The organism is Gordonia phthalatica (genome assembly GCF_001305675.1).
GTDB lineage: Bacteria > Actinomycetota > Actinomycetes > Mycobacteriales > Mycobacteriaceae > Gordonia > Gordonia phthalatica.
The window spans coordinates 1201490-1218350 of sequence record NZ_CP011853.1 but is presented as its reverse complement, the minus strand read 5'-3'; the positions used below and the strand labels follow the sequence as shown (position 1 = coordinate 1218350).

The window sequence follows — 16861 nt, the reverse complement described above, 5'->3', positions numbered from 1 at the left end:
TGCCGGTGCCTATTCGCCGCTGCCGAGACGGGTCATCGCGCCGCGGAGGCGGTCGATGTAGCGCTGGTCGCCGTTGTAGCGGTCCAGGACCGTGAGGAAGTCGCCGACGTCGAAGATCTCGTCGAAGGCGGGCTCGCCGCAGACGCGGGCGCCAAGTCGGACGTAGCCGCGGAGGAGGGCAGGCAGCCGGTTGGTGGCGGGCGGCTCCAGCTCGTCGAGGCTCAGGCCGTCGACGTGGACCTCGTGGTAGGGGTAGGCCGACCACTGCGCACGGTGCTGGTCGCGAGCCAGGTCGCGGATGCCGCGGAGCTCCCGGCCTCGGCCGATCGGCGACTCCAGCGGCACCGAGACGCAGCCCATCATGTAGCGGTAGCTGTTCTCCTCCAGGTAGCCGAGGATCGCAGCCCACAGCATCGCGGTGACCGAGCCGCTGCGGTGATCGGCGTCGACGACCGCGCGACCCATCTCGACGGTCTCGCCGCGGATCCCGCCGAGATCGTCGAGATCGAACTCGCTCGCCGAGTACCAGCCGCCTGCGGCGATCGCGCGGGGCGGAGGGAGGACCCGGGCGCAGCCGACGAGGGTGTCGGTCGGAAGGTGGCGGACCAGCATGTGCTCGCAGTACTCGTCGAACTCGTCGGCGTCACGGCCGGTGGAGGCGTCGCCGATGGAGTCGGAGTATCCGGGCTCGTTGTTGAAGACGGTGAAACGCAGTCGTTGGGCGGCGTCGATCTGGTCGGCGTGCTCGGAGACGGAGACCTCGTAGTCGCCGCCGGACAGGAGCACCCGGCGGGTCGTGGTTTTGGCGTTGCCGAAATCCATAACTGTCATGACTCGAAGTCAAGGCGGGCCGAGCGACCACGCTGACAATGCCGAGTGACATGTCCGGGCACGGTGGGTTAACTTCTCTGGAGCGTGCAACACAAAACGCCCTGCCACAGTGGTCTGTGGCAGGGCGTTCTGTGTTCGGCGGTTTGCGGTGGCTTACTGCCTACCTTGCGTGATCTCGACCGACGCCTCGGCCTTCGGCCTCGGACGTCGGCTCGATCTGTCGCTCCGCTCCATCACTTGCGCTTGTTGATCTCTTCGGTCAGCTGCGGGGCGACGTTGAAGAGGTCGCCGACGATGCCGTAGTCGCTGATCTCGAAGATCGGCGCTTCCTCGTCCTTGTTGACCGCGATGATGGTCTTCGAGGTCTGCATGCCCGCGCGGTGCTGGATGGCGCCCGAGATGCCCAGGGCGATGTACAGCTGCGGCGAGACGGTCTTGCCCGTCTGACCGACCTGGAACTGACCCGGGTAGTAACCGGAGTCCACGGCGGCACGCGAGGCGCCGACGGCCGCACCGAGCGAGTCGGCGAGGGCCTCGACGACCGAGAAGCTCTCGGCCGAGCCGACGCCACGACCACCGGAGACGACGATCGACGCCTCGGTGAGCTCCGGGCGGTCGCCACCGACGTTCGGCGCGAAGCCGGTGATCTTGACACCGCCTTCCTGGGCCGGGACCTCGACGTTGACGACCTCGCCCGCGCCGGCGGCCGGAGCGGCCTCGACGCCACCCGGGCGAACCGAGATGACCGGGGTGTCGCCGCCGGCCTGAGCGTCGACGGTGAACGCGCCACCGAAGATCGAGTGGACGCCTGCGCCGCCTTCCTTGACGTCGATGACGTCGGTCAGCAGGCCCGAGCCCAGACGCACGGCCAGACGGCCGGCGATCTCCTTGCCGTCAGCGGTCGCGGCGACGAGGACGCCTGCGGCGCCGTTCGCCTCGGCCAGCTGCGACAGGACGTCGACGGCCGGGGTGATGAGGTAGTTGGCGACGTCATCCGACTCGGCGACGTAGATCTTCTCGGCGCCGGCCTCGGCGAGTCCGGCGGTGACGCCGGCGGCGGAGCCGGGCTTGCCGACGACGACGGCCGACGGGGTGCCGAGGGCACGAGCAGCGGTGATCAGCTCGCTGGTGACCTTCTTCAGCGCGCCTTCGGCGTCCTGCTCAACGAGCACGAGTACTTCAGCCATGATTCTTCTCCTGAATGTCTTTGGGTTCGCGAGTGGAAGTGGGCGCGATCAGATGATCTTCGCCGCGGCCAGGTACTCAGCGACCTTGACGCCGCCGTCGCCCTCGTCCACGACGCGCTCGCCGGCGGACTTCTCGGCCTTCGGGGTCACCGCGGTGACCGTGCTGCCGGCGTTCGCCAGGCCGACGGTGTCGGCGTCGACACCGATCTCGGCCAGGGTCAGCACGGAGACTTCCTTCTTCTTCGCGGCCATGATGCCCTTGAAGGACGGGAAGCGGGGCTCGTTGATCTTCTCGTTCACCGAGACGATGGCGGGGAGCGAGGCCTCGACGTTGAAGATGCCCTCGTCGGTCTCGCGCTCGCCGCGCAGGGTCTCGCCGTCGACCTCCAGCTTGCGCAGGTGGGTCAGGTGCGGGAGCTCCAGGTACTCGGCGATCATGGCCGGGACGGCGCCGCTGCGGCCGTCGGTGGCCTCGTTGCCTGCGATGACCATCTCGACGCCCTCGACGGTGCCCAGGGCGGAGGCCAGAACGTACGCGGTCTGGACCGCGTCGCTGCCGTGCATCAGGTCGTCCTTGATGTGGATCGCCTTGTCGGCGCCCATCGAGAGGGCCTTGCGGATGGCATCGGTCGCGCGCTCGGGGCCCACGCAGAGGAGGGTCACCTCGCCACCGTTGGCTTCCTTGATCTGCAGAGCCTCTTCCACAGCGCGCTCGTTGATCTCATCGAGCACTGCGTCAGCGGCTTCCCGGTCGAGCGTGAAGTCGCCATCGGCGAGCTTGCGCTCGGACCACGTGTCGGGAACCTGCTTGATCAGAACGACAATATTCGTCATGGGTCTTCGTCGACCTCCTGCATCGGGTTCGGCAACTTACCGGCCGGTAAGGCCATGGGTCATTCACCACTTTAGCGGCTGGCGTCCACGGCGAGAACATGGCACCGATCACTTGCCGCATGCGGCGGGCCGCGGTGCATGCCTTACAGTCAGCACGATGACCGATAACCAGCCGACGCAGCCGGAATCCGATGCGCACGCCGACCAGCTCGTGCTGACCGGCGAACGAACCGTACCCGGAATCGACGCCGAGAATTACTGGTTCCGGCGACATGAGGTGGCGTACGAGTACATCCTCGACCGCTGTGCGGGCCTCGACGTCCTCGAAGCGGGCTCCGGCGAGGGCTACGGCGCGTCGATGCTCGCGACGCGCGCCAAGTCTGTGACCTGCGTCGACTACGACGAGCAGGCCGTCGCGCACACGCGCCACCGCTACCCGGAACTGATCGTGCACCAGGGCAACCTGATCGATCTGCCGTTGGCCGACGGGTCGGTCGACGTCGTCGTCAACTTCCAGGTGATCGAGCACCTGTGGGATCAGAGCGCCTTCGTCGCCGAGTGCCACCGTGTTCTGCGTCCCGGCGGTGTGCTGCTGATGAGCACGCCGAACCGCATCACCTTCTCCCCCGGTCGCGACACCCCGCTGAACCCGTTCCACACGCGGGAGCTCAACGCCGCGGAGATGACGGAGTTGCTCACCGTGGTGCCCACCTGCACCGGTTTCCAGGTCCAGCAGATGCTCGGCGTCTTCCACGGCGCAACCCTGAAGGCGCTGGACGAGAAGTGGGGCGGATCGATCATCGACGCGCAGATCGAGCGCGCCCTCGCGGGTACCCCGTGGCCCGACGAGCTGACCGCCGATGTCGCCGCCGTCACGACCGCCGACTTCGACATCTCCCCATCCGACGTCGCGGACATCGACGCCAGCCTCGACCTGTTCGCCGTGGCCGTCCGACGCTGATGACTGCGGAGAAGGTCCCCGGCCAGTTCACCCTGGTTCTGCACTCGCACCTCCCCTGGCTCGCCAATCACGGGCGCTGGCCGGTTGGCGAGGAATGGCTGTACCAGTCATGGGCGCACTGCTATCAGCCGGTCTTCGCCGCGCTGCGTCGTCTGGCCGACGACGGCTTCACCGATCTGCTGTCGCTCGGCATCACGCCGGTTCTCGCCGCCCAGCTCGACGACCCACACTGCGGCACGTCCATGTACGAGTGGCTCGCCGACTGGCAGCTGCGTGCGATGGAGGCCGCCACCTCGACCGATCCAGACCGCCGCCGGATGGGTCACCGCGAATTCCAGGCCGCGGCAACGGCCCTGCACGACTTCGAGACGCAGTGGCGGCACGGCGGCAGCCCGCAGATCCGGCCCCTGATCTCCTCCGGCGTCATCGAACTCCTCGGCGGCCCGCTCGCACACCCGTTCCAGCCGCTGCTCGACGAGCGGCTGCGCCGTCTCTCCCTCAGCGAGGGACTCGCCGACGCCACGCTGCGCTGGGGCACCCGCCCCACCGGCATCTGGGCGCCCGAATGCGCGTACACGCCCGGCATGGAGCGCGAATACCGGGCAGCGGGCGTCGGCCACTTCATGGTCGACGGCCCCACCCTCCACGGCGACACCGCGCTCGGCCGCCCCGTCGGCGACACCGACGTCGTCGCCTTCGGCCGCGATCTGACGGTCAGCTACCGCGTGTGGTCGCCGAAGTCCGGGTATCCCGGTCACGCGAACTACCGCGACTTCCACACGTACGACCACCAGACCGGCTTCAAACCCGTGCGGGTCACCGGCAAGAACGTGCCGAGCGAGGACAAGAAGCCGTACGACCCGTCGCTCGTGGACCCGGTGATCGACAAGCACGTCGACGACTTCATCGGCTGCATCCGCGACCGCTTGATCTCCGAGTCGGAGCGGATCGGCCGGCCCGCGCACGTCGTCGCCGCCTTCGACACCGAGTTGTACGGCCACTGGTGGTACGAGGGCCCGATCTGGCTCGAACGCCTGATGCGACGACTGCCCGAGGCCGGCATCACCGTCGGCTCGCTCGCCACCGCCCGCGCCAACGGTTACGTCGGCGAGCCCGTCGACCTGCAGGACTCGTCGTGGGGTTCCGGGAAGGACTGGCGCGTGTGGGAGGGCCCGCAGGTACAGCACCTGGTTCAGCTGAACCGCGAAGTCACCGGCACCGCGCTCGACTCTCTCGACAAGCGGCTCGACGGCAGAAGCGGCGGCCGCGACGAGGTGGCCGACCAGATCCTGCGCGAGACGCTGATGACCGTGCAGTCCGACTGGCCGTTCATGATCTCGAAGGACACCGCCGCCGGGTACGCGCAGGACCGCGCCTACAAGCACGCCCACGCCACCCGCGAGATCTGTGCGGCGTCGGACGCGGGCAAGGAGCATCACGCGGCGGCCTTGGCCGCGGGGTGGCGACGCGCCGACAATCTGTTCGGCGCCCTGGACGCTCGGCGACTGCCGAGCCGGGAAGGCGGATTCTGATGCGCGTGCTGGTGGTCTCGTGGGAGTACCCGCCCGTCGTGGTCGGCGGGCTCGGGCGCCACGTGCATCATCTGGCCGAGGCCGTCGCCGCCGAGGGGCACGACGTGATCGTGCTGACCCGGCAGCCGTCCGGCACCGACTCGATGACGCATCCCACCACCGACACCGTCGTCAACGGTGTGCGGGTCATCGCGGTCGCCGAGGATCCGCCCGCGTTCGACTTCGGCGCCGACATGATGGCGTGGACCCTCGCGATGGGGCACGGTTTCGTCCGCGCCGGGCTTCGCATCCTGCGCGATGAACCCGCCCCCGACGTCGTGCACGCCCACGACTGGCTGGTGGCGCATCCGGCGATCGCGTTGGCCGAGTACTTCGACGCTCCCCTCGTGTCCACGCTGCACGCCACCGAGGCCGGTCGACATAGCGGCTGGGTGGCCGGGCACATCAACCGGCAGGTGCACTCGGTGGAGTGGTGGCTCGCCAACGCCTCCGACGCGCTCATCACCTGCTCGGCGTCCATGCACGACGAAGTGAAGACGCTCTTCGGTCCCGATCTGCCGCCGATCTCCGTCATCCACAACGGCATCGACGTCGGCACCTGGAACTTCGTCGACCGGGCGGTCCGCATCGAGCCGCCGCACCTGCTGTTCGCCGGCAGACTCGAGTACGAGAAGGGCGTGCAGGACCTCCTCGAAGCACTCCCCGCCATCCGCCGCGCTCACCCCGGCACACACCTGACCGTTGCCGGCGACGGCACGCAGACCACCTGGCTGCACGAGCTGGCGCACGAGCACGAGGTGACCGCGGCCGTCGACTTCGTCGGCAAGAAGGACCGCGAAGAACTCATGGACCTGATGCACCGGTGCGACGCCATCGTCCTCCCGAGCCGGTACGAGCCGTTCGGCATCGTCGCCCTCGAGGCCGCGGCCACCGGCATTCCGCTAATCACCTCCACCGCAGGAGGGCTCGGCGAGGCCGTCACCGACGGCGAGACCGGCTGGACCTTCGAACCCTTCGACCCAGCGGGGATCGCCCAGGCCGTCTGCGACGCGCTCGACGATCCCGAGGCCGCTCAGGTCCGCGCGCGGCGCGGTCGTACCCGGTTGGGTGTCGACTTCACGTGGCAGGCGATCGCTCAGCGCACCGCCGTCGTCTACGAATCGGCGACGCGCCGCCCCGACCGACCGCTCGGCAGGCCCACGATCTCCATGCGCCCGATGCCGGAACGGGACCCTTCGAAGGCATGAACATGGGGCACTTAGTCCTGTGACATGCGGTTTCATCCAAACGCGCGACAAACGTTCTTCAAGGAACCGTTAACAAAATAGTGATCACCCCCGAAGATCTTCATGTGTGTGACTCCCAAAACACATCAAGAGCATGGTGGTCGGCCCCCTACCACCGCGAAAACGGAGGTAGACCGTTGAACCGTAAGACCAAAGGCGCGCTCGCACTCGGTGCCGGCGCCATCATCCTGCTCGGCGGAGCTGGTTCGTTCGCGTTGTGGAGCGATACGTCAGACATCGCGGACGGCCAAGTCGTCACAGGCGACTTCAACCTGGAATGCGACGCAGGCGGAACCTGGACCGACATCTCCAACGACACGCTGACCGGTCCCACGATCACCCCCACGACAGATTTCATGGTCCCCGGCGACACCTGGAAGTACGCGGCCATGTGCACGCCGACCTTCACCGGCAAGAACATCAAGGCCACACTGGCCGTGGATCTGGCCGGTACGACCGTGCCGTCGAACAACTTCGCTGTCACCTCGACGGTGAACGGCGTCGACTCCACCACGACCCCGTTCACTGCGAGCAGCGGAAGTCCCGTCCCAGTCACCGTAACCGTAGAGTTCAAGTCGTCCACGTCGGGCACTGCGGACGCGGGGCACCAGACTGTCAGCGTCGCCGGAATGACGATCACCCTCCAGCAGGTCCGACCGTCGTAGCCACGCGACACGTCTACTGATCGGCCGCCGTGACTCGACAGAAAGCCCTTCTCGGTGCCCTTGTGCTCCTGGTGGTGTCGCTGATCTTCGGATCGGTGTACACCACCGGGGCCTACTGGGCTGACGACGCACCCGTATCCGGATCTGAAATCACCACCGGCACAATCGGTCTGTCCGCCGGAAGTCAGTCGGGATCGGGGTACACATTTCCGCTCGGCGGCCAGAACATCGTTGTCAACTCTGTCAACCAGGCGAACTTGGTCATCACCAACACCGGTACGACCCCCATCAACTTCGCATTGAAAACGGCCGGTCCATCCGTCTCCAACGGACCGGGAGTGACGATCGACCTGGCCGGCGGCGTCGGCGTTTGCCCCGTACTCGCGACCGATCCATTGCCGCCTACCAGCGCATTCACCGCGACCGGGCTGACCGGACCGAGCTCCCCCACGGCCGCTGCGACCCGGCCTCTCGCCAGCGGTGCCAGTGAGACTTGGTGCATCCGCGCCAAACTCACCGCAGCGAGCGGTACTGGGTCGTCGACATACACCATTCCCTTCACTTTCGACGTCCAGCAGAAGCGCCCATGACCACCACCGACGCACCCTCGACGTCCGAGGCCCCCGATGAGACTTCGGCCGAGTCGAAGTCCACGATGTACTACGTATGGCAGACAGTGTCCTGGCTGCTGCTCGCCGCCGCCTTCGCAGTCCTCTGCGCCACCATCCTGGTTCCGAAGATCGGTGGCGCGCAGCCGTACACGGTGCTGACCGGCTCCATGCGGCCGTCGTACCCGCCGGGCACGCTGATCGTCGTCAAGCGGGTGAATCCGAACTCCCTCGCCGTCGGCGACGTCGTCACCTACCAGATCCGCTCCGGCGATCCGGAGGTCGTGACGCATCGCATCGTCGAGACCACCACCGCACCCGACGGCGAGCGCCGGTTCATCACGCGCGGCGATGCGAACAACACCAATGACAAGCCGGCCGTCAGACCCGTCCAGATCCGCGGCAAGCTCTGGTACTCGATCCCCTACCTCGGCTTCGTGAACACCTGGTTCACCGGCGTCAAGCGAACGGTGGTCGTATTCGTGCTCGCCGGACTCCTCTTCCTCTACGGGGCCTGGCAGTTCTACTGCGACTGGCGCGACGATCGTCGTAAGAAGGCCGAAGACGAAGCGACGGCCGGTCCCGCCGACGAAGCGCCGACCGTCGCATTCTCCGCGATCTCCGACGACACCTCCGACACGGTGACCATCCAGACCCACGAGAAGGAGGCCGACCAGTGAGACGTCCACGTATCACCGCACGGACCTCGCGCCGCATGCGAGCGCTCCTGGCGTCCGGCATCCTGCTCGGTACCGGCGCCATCGGAACGTCGGCCCTGTGGTCGACGACCGCCGCGACAACGTCGCAGGAGTTCACGACGGCGAACGTGGACATCAGGGCCAATGGAGAGAAGTCACTCAGCTTCAGTTTTCCCGAGGCCCTGCTCCCTGGCAGGTCGACCGCGTTCGTCATCAAAGTGCAGAACATCGGCAGCGTCCCGTTCACCTACACCGCGACGGTCCAGAGCCCTGATGCCCTGGGGCGAGCGGTGACGCTCAGCTACGCGACCGGTGTCGCACCGAGCAACGGAGCCTGCCCTGGTGCCGGCACCAGCACGACGATTACGGGCACCCCAACCGAGTTCCGGGCGACGACAAGCTGGTTGTCGCCCACGACCGGAGTCGATGCTCTCTGTCTACAGCTGAGTCTGCCAACGACCGCTGATGGCGCGCTGGCAGGTCAATCAGGATCCGCAAGATTCATCTTTTCCGCGACGGGCATGCCGTGACTTCACCGACGAAACGCGGTCCGTTCGAGGCTGCCCTCACTGCGGGAGCCATTGCCGGAGCCATCTGCATCTTGCTGACTGCGATGGCCCTGACCTTCGGGATCCGGCCGATGATCTTCGAGACCGGCTCCATGGCGCCGGCAGTCCCGGTCGGGGCCCTCGGATTCGCAAGGTCAACGCCGGCTACCAGTGTCGAGCGCGGCGACATCGTCACTGTCACTGCGGACGATGGCTCGAGAATCACGCACCGCGTGAAATCCATCGACGGCATCGTCGGGAACTCAGCGACCCTCACACTGCAGGGCGATGCCAATCCTGTGCCCGACGCGAAGAAGTACGTCGTCACGGAGGTCCGACGGATCGTGGCAACGGCCCCGCTTCTCGGATACGTCGCGTCATGGCTGAGCAATCCGTTGACGCTGCTCCTCCAAGCACTGGCAGTCGTATTCCTGCTCGTGGTCGCCTTCGCCCCCACGCAGGGATGGCGACGATCGCAGGCAGCTCACCGCCTAGTCGCCGGTACCGCTGTCGTGACAGTTGCCGCTCTCGCGGCGACTAACGTGAACGGAAATGGTCCGGCGTCAGCGGCACCGCTAGCCGCCAGCGCAAGCGCAACGGGCACGCTGAACGCAGGCCGACCCGATAATCCGACATCCCTGACATGCAACGACCTAAGTGGCGGTGTCGCCGGAATAGGCAGCTCCATCACGCTGACCTTCCCGAACCCACCGGAGCATGCGGCATACACGTACAGCATTGTCACCACCGGATCCGGAGCGCCGCGGTCTTCGACGAAAGCAGCGTCAAGCCTCGCGAACCCGGCAGTCGTGGACGCCGGAAGCCTGGGCCTCGTGAGCTGGCTGTTAAGCCTGATCCCAGCACTTCTGGGAGGCAGTGTGACACTCGACTTGACGCTCACCAACTACATAGGCAACTTTCGGTCCACCGGAAGTTTGACGCAGAAGATCATCGTGAAGGGCGGCGGCCTGACGGGTCTCGTCCCTCAACTCAGCTGCGTGAACCCGGGACAGGGCGGCACTGTGACCGGTGCGCTGCGCCAACGTGCAATGCCCGGGTCGACTTCCGCGACCGACTCCATCGACCCGACGACGTCTGAGACGTCCGATCGGACTCACCCCACCGAAACAACGTCCATCACACGTTCAGACTCTGAATCCTCGGCGAACACGGCGCCCGAAGAACAATCCGGCACGGATGTCCCCGCGCCGGGGTCGATCTCGTCCACGACGACCACCCCTACCCTGCCGCCCAACGGCACCGCGACCGCGTCGAAAGACTTCGCCTTCTATCAGGACGGCAGCAAGGTCACGATCCGCGACACGAAGTCCACGGACGTCGTCTATCGCGGGAGCTTCTCCTCAGCAGCGACCGTCCGATGGCTGCCGGGAACAGAGACGCTCGAGGTCACTGAACCCGACGGGAGCGTGACAATCGTGAAGCAGCTGGGTGACCGGTGGGTGGAGACGGTGACGCCGCCTGCGCCGACTACGACGCAGACGACCGAACGCATCGCTCCGACGACCGAGACCGAGACCGAGCCTGTCGAGGCTCGACCTAGCGTCACGCCGACAGAATCCGTGGTTCCGACGGAGTGAGCAGCCATCTCGATGCGCTCCGTCGCTACGCGCCTGCGCTTACTCGATGAGCGTGGGCGGTCATCCGCGGGTGATTGCTACTCCGTCTCGCCAGTCTTCTTCTGCGCGGCGGCCTTCTTGCGCTCGATGTCCGCGAGGGCGCGCTCGTACTCGGCGCGCTGCTCGGCGCCGGCCTCCCACGCCTCCTTGCGGTCCTTGACGACGCGGGCGGGGGCGCCGACGGCGATCGAGTAATCGGGGACCACACCGCGGACCACGGCGTGGGCGCCGAGGACGCAGCCGCGGCCGACAGTGGTGTTGCGCAGGACGGTCACTTTGGCTGCGACCCAGGTGTCCGGACCGATACGGACCGGGCCCTTCACGATGCCTTGATCCTTGATCGGCAGATCCAGGCTGTCGGTCACGTGATCGAAGTCGCAGATGTAGCACCAGTCGGCGACCAGCGTGGAGCCGCCGATCTCCATGTCGAGGTACGAGTTGACGACGTTGTTGGCGCCGAAGACGGCCTTGTCGCCGATCCGCAGGCTGCCCTCATGGGCGCGGATGGAGTTGCCGTCGCCGATGTGCACCCAGCGGCCGATCTCCATGCGGGCCAACTCCGGCGTCGCATGAATTTCAACGTCCTTGCCGAGGAAGAGCATGCCACGCAGCACGATGTGCGGGTTCGCCAGCCGGAACCGCGCCAGGCGGTAATACCGGACCAGGTACCACGGGGTCCACGCGCGATTCCGCTTGATCCAGCGCAGCGAGTCCATCGTGAGAAAACGGACTTGCTGCGGGTCACGGCGGCGTCCCGCACGCCAACGAGACCGGTAGGACGCGTTCCACATGGTGGTCATGACCACAAACAGTAAACGACCGCCCGATGCGACCTGACCGCAGCAGGCGATTGCCCGGGTCAGCGGACCAGATAGAGTCGTGCGCGTGTGCGATGGCCGTCGCGCACGACCATCAGATCGGAGCACGATGACCCAGGCAGCCCGTCGCCGCATGCGCGCATTCCTTCGCGCCGCATTCCTCGGAACGCTCACTGCCCTGGTCGTCACGTCCTGCTCCGACGGTCACCTCGACGTGCGATCTGTGCCTGCGGCGGGATGGTCGTCATACGGCGGCAACAGCGCCAACTCCAACTTTACGTGGGCTCAGCCGCCCGCCGACCTGGCACCGTCGTGGACGCGCGACGCGGGCGGAACGGTCACCAGCCCGATCGTCATGAACGGCGGCGGCGACGTGGTCGTCAGCGCACGCACAGCTCGCGGCTGCAATTTCACGGTCCTCGACTACCGTGCCGGCCGCAAGAACTTCTGCAAACGACTGGCCGACGGATTCTGGGGCAATGCCGCAGTGGTCGACCAGTTCAGCCAGCCGTACATCGGGGAACCCGGCCGCTTCCTCGCTCTGACCGGCGGCGGCTCCATCCGCTGGCGTCACGACGGCCCCGGCACGCCCACGTCCGCGAAGTTCGTCGCCCCCGGCCAGGTGCTGGTCACCACCACGCAGGGCGGCGTCAGCATCTTCAACTCGCAGACCGGCGACCTGATGATGCCGGAGTTGAAGCTGTGGCCGACCACCGCCGAGGCCCCTGCCGCGGGCCTGGCCGACTGCGTCACCGGCGGACCCGCCTGCGCGATCTCGGCGCCGCCGGCGGTCGACTGGGGCCACAAGCGGATCGTGCTCAACTACTTCCCGCAGGGTGCCAAGACCTCCCAGGTGAAGGCGCTCGGCTACAACGGTGAACTGTCCCAGGAGTGGACCGCGGACCTGCCGCTGGGCGTCGTCGGCCCGCCGGTGGTCTCGAACGACGGTAAGACGGTCTACGCCTTCGCGCGCGACAACAAGCTGTACGCGCTCGACGCCGCCACCGGTAAGACCCGCTGGAGCCACGACGTGGGCGACGCGGGATTCGCGACCATGAGCGTCTCCCCGGACGGCGTGATCATCCCCGCAGGCAAGCTGGGCGCGCCCCTCACGATCCTCAAGGACGAGGGCGACGCCGTCACCGAGGTCGCCCGGCGCGACGACCTGCAGACCGCAGGACTGTCGACGCAGACCACCACCGGCACCGCGTGGGCCGTCGTTCGCACCGGTGCCGATCAGCACCTGGAACTGATCGAGGTCGACACGAAGACCGGTGCCACCAAGCGGACCCTCCCGATGCCTGAGTCCAAGGGCTTCGCGACCGGCATCGCGGTCTCCCCGAACGGGCAGATCGCCGTCGCCACCTACGCGGGCACCGTCTACTACTTCGACGCGAAGAGCTAGTGTCTCGGCCTCCGCTGAGGGGCTTCGCATCCATCCGCGTAACTCCCCGTCAGAAGCTGGATTCAGAACCCGGCTTCTGACGGCGAACTACGCGGATGTCGTCGTTACGGGTGTCCGCGTAACTCGCCGACATCCGCGTACCAGGCCGACTCGAACTCCTAGACCCGCACACCCGGCTCGCAGAGAAACGCGGTCCCGGCCCGGCCGATCCGCGTCATGATGAGGGTCAGCGACTTGCTTCCCTTGAGCTTGAGTCGTTTGCGCAGGCGGTCGGGATCCACGTCGAGGCCGCGGACCAGGATCTCCAGGCTGCCGCAGTCGTGGGCGGCCAGCGCGCCGCGAAGCACCTTCTCCGACACGCCGAGCTGATCGATCACCCGGAAGCCGCGCTCGCCCGCCGGAACGGAGTCCCCGGTGAGGTAGGCGATCTGCGGATCGAGCTGCCGCAGCCCGTGCCGGTGCGCGTAATGGCGGACCAGTCCGGCGCGCACGACGGCGCCGTCCGGATCGACGATCCACTCCCCGACCCCGGGCCCGTCGATCTCGTCGGGATCCTCACTCGTGATCTCGTAGTCGTCGCAGTCGGACCGCAGGACCGTCGCCCGACGCGACGGCCTGGTCACCTCGCTCCACAGGCAGGCCTCGCGAACACCGCCGTCGAGGGAGACCACCTGGACCTGGCCTTCGAAGCCGAAGCGGTCGCGCAGCAGCCGGTAGTCGAGGCCCGGTGCGCACTTCACCACCAGTTCGCGGCCCGCGTACACGGCCATCAGTTCCAGCAGCGGCGGATCGAGCTCCTCGAGTTTGAACGTACGACCGCGCGCATTCCGCCGGGCGGGGTCGGCGATCACGACGTCGGCCGTCGACATCGGAGCGAGCGCGTCGGCCCGCGCCAGCAGCCATGGTGCCGCCGTGTCGGTGACGCGCAGATTGTGGTCGGCCATCGCCAACCGCACGGGATCGATGTCACTGCCGATCACTCCGCCGATTCCGTCCGCGGTGGCCAGCGCCATGAGTTCCGAGCCGATCGAGCAGGTGACGTCGTGCACGACAGCCCCCGGTCGTCGCGCGGCGATGTCGGCGGCGCGGTGTGCGGCCACCTGTGACGCCGTGGCCTGTTGCAGGGCGACATCGCTCGCCAGCAACCGTTCCGGGTCTGAGAGCTTGCCGACTGCTTTGCGGCGCGTACGGACCGTCTCGACGAGCGCTGCGGCGCGGTCGCCGTAGCGAGCGCGGAGATCGGGCATCTCCTTCAGCAGCGATTCCGGGGTCAGGGTGAAGTCGGCGACCACTTCCAGCGCTTTGGTCCCGTACCGGGATCGCAGGAAGTCGACATCGTCGATGCTGAACTCATATGCCACTGAACTGTTGTCCCACTGTGCGTCTGACTCCTGATCTGACGTCCACCCACGGAACGCGATCTCACCCTATCGAAGGGTGGCCGAGCCCTCTCGACGTGCCGTCGCAACACCTGGCGACCGCTCCCGGCGTCGGCCGCGCGAATGACAGGTCGCGGCGACGGGACCGGTCTGCCCGCTATAACCGAAGCCATGACGTGGACCGAATTGTTCTCCGACCGTGCCCGCCACCGCGCCGAGGTCGGCGACCCGGACTGGCATCGTGGCAGCACCCTGCCGCCGTCGATCGTCGCCAGTCTCCAACGCTTCCAGGTCGGCGAGAGCGGCGACGGCGCCCGACTGATCGGACTGGCCGACGCGGCGGGCGACCCCGAGTACGCGCAGGCGGTGCGGATGTTCGTGGCCGAGGAGAACAATCATGCGCGACTGCTCGCCGAACTGCTCAGCGCAGCCGGCGAGACGACGCTCGCGGGACACTGGTCCGATCAGGTCTTCGTGTGGTGCCGCCGAGCGCTGGGGCTGCGCTGCGAACTGCTGGTCCTGTCGGTCGCCGAACTGATCGCTCTGGAGTACTACGGCGCCCTCGCGACGTCGCCGGATCATCTCCTGCACGAGGTGTCCGCGCGCATCCTCGACGACGAGGTGCATCACGTCCGATTCCAGGAGGAGCGGTCGGCGGCGGGTTTCGCCGACACGCCTCCCCGACTGCGCGGGATGGCCGGTGCGGTGTGGCTGGCGTTCGCGGCCGTCGTCGCGGTGGTGGTGGCCCTCGACCACGGCGGCGCACTGCGTGCCGTCGGACGGTCCCGTGGCCGGTTCATCCGGTCGTGCGTTCACCTGATGTCCGACTTCCGCACGGGGGTGTTCGCGGGACGACGCGAGGTCGCGTTGACGAAATAGACTCGGCGACATGGTCAGAGAGCACAGTTACCGGATTCGCTCGACGTGGGAAGGCGACCGCGGCACCGGTACGTCCGGGTACCGCGACTACGACCGCAACGTCCGGCTCCAGGCACCGGGGAAGGACGCGATGGCCGGGTCGGCCGACGCCGCGTTCCACGGCGACCGTGCCCGTTGGAATCCCGAGGAGTTGCTGGTCGCGGCCCTGTCGGAATGCCACCTGCTCTCGTACCTGCATGTCTGCGTCACCGAGGGCGTGACGGTGGTGGGCTACACCGACGACGCCGAGGGCACGATGGCCCAGAGCGGGCTGGGCGGCGCATTCACCGAGGTGGTCCTGCGGCCGCGGGTGACGGTCACCGACGCGGCCATGGTCGACGCGGCCGTCGCGGCCCACAAACCCGCCCACGAGTACTGCTTCATCGCGAACTCCGTGAACTTCCCGGTCCGCGTGGAGCCGGTCGTCGCGGTGGCCGAACAGCAGTGATCCCCGCTCCGCGCCCCGCCGGCCTGTTCGACCGGTGCGGCGCCGAGCGGGGATCCCCGTTCGCGTCTGCCGTCTACTTCTCCGGCTTCACACCGGTGATCAGCACGTTGTAGAAGAACTTCGGCGGCACGATCTTGCGCAGAACGTTCTCGTCGAGCCAGGTCATCCGCTTCCAGCCGCCGAACGCGAAGCCGGCCCAGCCCCAGCCGAGCTTCTCGGCGGGGACGGCGGCCTCGAAGGTGCGGACCGGCCAACCGAGCATGGCCGCGGCCAGTTCCTCGGCGGCCGACTCCACCTGCACCGCACCGGCGCTGGTGGCGAGACGCTCCAGGTCCTCCGGCGAGAAGGTGTGGATGTCGACGACGGCCTCGAGGGCTGCGGCGCGCGAGCTCTCGTCGAGCTCGGCCTGCGGGCGACGCCAATCCTTCAGCGGACCCAGCTTGGTGATATTGGTGGTGGCCCACCAGGTGGCGCGGCTGAGCCAGCGCGCGTAGAAGTCACCGGCCGTCGACGGCTCGCCCGCGAAGACGAAGCGTCCGCCGGGCTTCAGCACGCGCAGCACCTCGCGGAGCGACTGCTCGACGTCGGGGATGTGGTGCAGCACCGCGTGTCCGACGACGAGGTCGAAGGTGTCGTCCTCGTACGGGATGGACTCGGCGTCGGCGACGCGGCCGTCCACGTCGAGTCCGAGGTTCTCGGCGTTGCGGAGCGCGACCTTGACCATGCCGGGCGAGAGGTCGGTGACCGAACCCTTCTCGGCGACACCCGACTGCATCAGGTTGAGCAGGAAGAAGCCGGTGCCGCAGCCCAGCTCCATGGCGCGACCGTACGGCAGCGGGGCGTCGGGCAGGATCTTGTCGAGACGACCGCGCGCGTAGTCGATGCAGCGCTCGTCGAACGAGATCGACCACTTCTCGTCGTAGGTCTCGGCCTCCCAGTCGTGGTACAGGACCTGGGCGAGCTTGGTGTCCTTCAGAGCGGCCTCGACCTGCTCCTGGGTGGCGTGCGGGTTCGGTGCCGGATCCACATGATCGGCGGGGGCCGTCACGGTCTCTTCAGCAGGATCGGTGGTGTTCTGATCGTCGATGGCGGTCATGTGTCGGGTC

17 protein-coding genes are annotated in these 16861 nt (G+C 67.4%); 11 read left to right on the top strand and 6 right to left on the bottom strand.

Translation table 11 applies throughout. From position 1 onward, the window contains the following. Nucleotides 1-9 precede the first annotated feature (9 nt). From ACH46_RS05680 to ACH46_RS05670, 3 genes are all read right to left on the bottom strand, one after another. A complete protein-coding gene (locus tag ACH46_RS05680; RefSeq protein WP_062392063.1) occupies nt 10-831 on the bottom strand; it encodes a GNAT family N-acetyltransferase in 822 nt (273 codons plus the stop codon). A gap of 233 nt (nt 832-1064) precedes the next feature. Then, nucleotides 1065-2018: an electron transfer flavoprotein subunit alpha/FixB family protein gene (locus tag ACH46_RS05675; protein ID WP_062392062.1), complete on the bottom strand. Its 954-nt coding sequence runs from the start codon at nt 2016-2018 to the stop codon at nt 1065-1067. 48 nt (nt 2019-2066) lie between these two features. Next, complete coding sequence (locus tag ACH46_RS05670) at nt 2067-2852, bottom strand: electron transfer flavoprotein subunit beta/FixA family protein (RefSeq protein WP_062392061.1); 786 nt, start codon at nt 2850-2852, stop codon at nt 2067-2069. A 157-nt stretch (nt 2853-3009) separates the two neighbouring features. Between ACH46_RS05670 and ACH46_RS05665 the strand changes: the two genes are divergently transcribed. The 8 genes from ACH46_RS05665 (at nt 3010) to ACH46_RS05630 (ending at nt 10748) form a co-directional block, all read left to right on the top strand. Beyond that, nucleotides 3010-3813: a class I SAM-dependent methyltransferase gene (locus ACH46_RS05665; RefSeq protein ID WP_062392060.1), complete on the top strand. Its 804-nt coding sequence runs from the start codon at nt 3010-3012 to the stop codon at nt 3811-3813. Then, nucleotides 3813-5345 (top strand): 1,4-alpha-glucan branching protein domain-containing protein, encoded by a 1533-nt coding sequence (locus tag ACH46_RS05660; protein ID WP_062392059.1) that lies wholly within the window; start codon nt 3813-3815, stop codon nt 5343-5345. Before ACH46_RS05665 ends, ACH46_RS05660 begins: the two co-directional genes overlap by 1 nt. Continuing rightward, entirely contained in the window at nt 5345-6592 is a 1248-nt protein-coding gene (locus ACH46_RS05655) for a glycosyltransferase family 4 protein (protein ID WP_062392058.1), read from the top strand. The genes ACH46_RS05660 and ACH46_RS05655 overlap by 1 nt, the downstream gene beginning before the upstream one ends. A gap of 176 nt (nt 6593-6768) precedes the next feature. Then, a complete protein-coding gene (locus ACH46_RS05650; protein ID WP_062392057.1) occupies nt 6769-7296 on the top strand; it encodes an alternate-type signal peptide domain-containing protein in 528 nt (175 codons plus the stop codon). Between the two features lie 29 nt (nt 7297-7325). Further along, entirely contained in the window at nt 7326-7886 is a 561-nt protein-coding gene (locus ACH46_RS05645) for a hypothetical protein (protein WP_062392056.1), read from the top strand. After that, a complete protein-coding gene (locus ACH46_RS05640; protein ID WP_062392055.1) occupies nt 7883-8584 on the top strand; it encodes a signal peptidase I in 702 nt (233 codons plus the stop codon). The genes ACH46_RS05645 and ACH46_RS05640 overlap by 4 nt, the downstream gene beginning before the upstream one ends. Before the next feature lie 35 nt (nt 8585-8619). Next, entirely contained in the window at nt 8620-9132 is a 513-nt protein-coding gene (locus ACH46_RS05635; RefSeq protein WP_062392054.1) for a hypothetical protein, read from the top strand. A 110-nt stretch (nt 9133-9242) separates the two neighbouring features. Further along, nucleotides 9243-10748, top strand: a complete 1506-nt coding sequence (locus ACH46_RS05630; protein WP_157851014.1) for a S24/S26 family peptidase — start codon at nt 9243-9245, stop codon at nt 10746-10748. A 77-nt stretch (nt 10749-10825) separates the two neighbouring features. Here the strand turns inward: ACH46_RS05630 and ACH46_RS05625 are convergent, their stop codons facing one another. Continuing rightward, nucleotides 10826-11587, bottom strand: coding sequence for an acyltransferase (locus ACH46_RS05625; protein ID WP_062392052.1), 762 nt, complete (start codon nt 11585-11587; stop codon nt 10826-10828). Nucleotides 11588-11714: 127 nt separating this feature from the next. On the opposite strand from ACH46_RS05625, the gene ACH46_RS05620 reads away from it, so the two are divergent. Next, nucleotides 11715-13010, top strand: coding sequence for an outer membrane protein assembly factor BamB family protein (locus ACH46_RS05620; RefSeq protein WP_062392051.1), 1296 nt, complete (start codon nt 11715-11717; stop codon nt 13008-13010). 158 nt (nt 13011-13168) lie between these two features. Here the strand turns inward: ACH46_RS05620 and ACH46_RS05615 are convergent, their stop codons facing one another. Further along, entirely contained in the window at nt 13169-14371 is a 1203-nt protein-coding gene (locus tag ACH46_RS05615; RefSeq protein ID WP_062392050.1) for a THUMP-like domain-containing protein, read from the bottom strand. A gap of 189 nt (nt 14372-14560) precedes the next feature. On the opposite strand from ACH46_RS05615, the gene ACH46_RS05610 reads away from it, so the two are divergent. Next, entirely contained in the window at nt 14561-15268 is a 708-nt protein-coding gene (locus ACH46_RS05610) for a ferritin-like domain-containing protein (protein WP_062392049.1), read from the top strand. Nucleotides 15269-15278: 10 nt separating this feature from the next. After that, nucleotides 15279-15755, top strand: a complete 477-nt coding sequence (locus tag ACH46_RS05605; protein ID WP_062392048.1) for an OsmC family protein — start codon at nt 15279-15281, stop codon at nt 15753-15755. Between the two features lie 73 nt (nt 15756-15828). Here the strand turns inward: ACH46_RS05605 and ACH46_RS05600 are convergent, their stop codons facing one another. Further along, the gene (locus ACH46_RS05600) at nt 15829-16851 is read right to left on the bottom strand and encodes a class I SAM-dependent methyltransferase (RefSeq protein WP_062392047.1); all 1023 of its coding nucleotides are present in this window, start codon (nt 16849-16851) and stop codon (nt 15829-15831) included. Between the last annotated feature and the right edge of the window lie 10 nt (nt 16852-16861).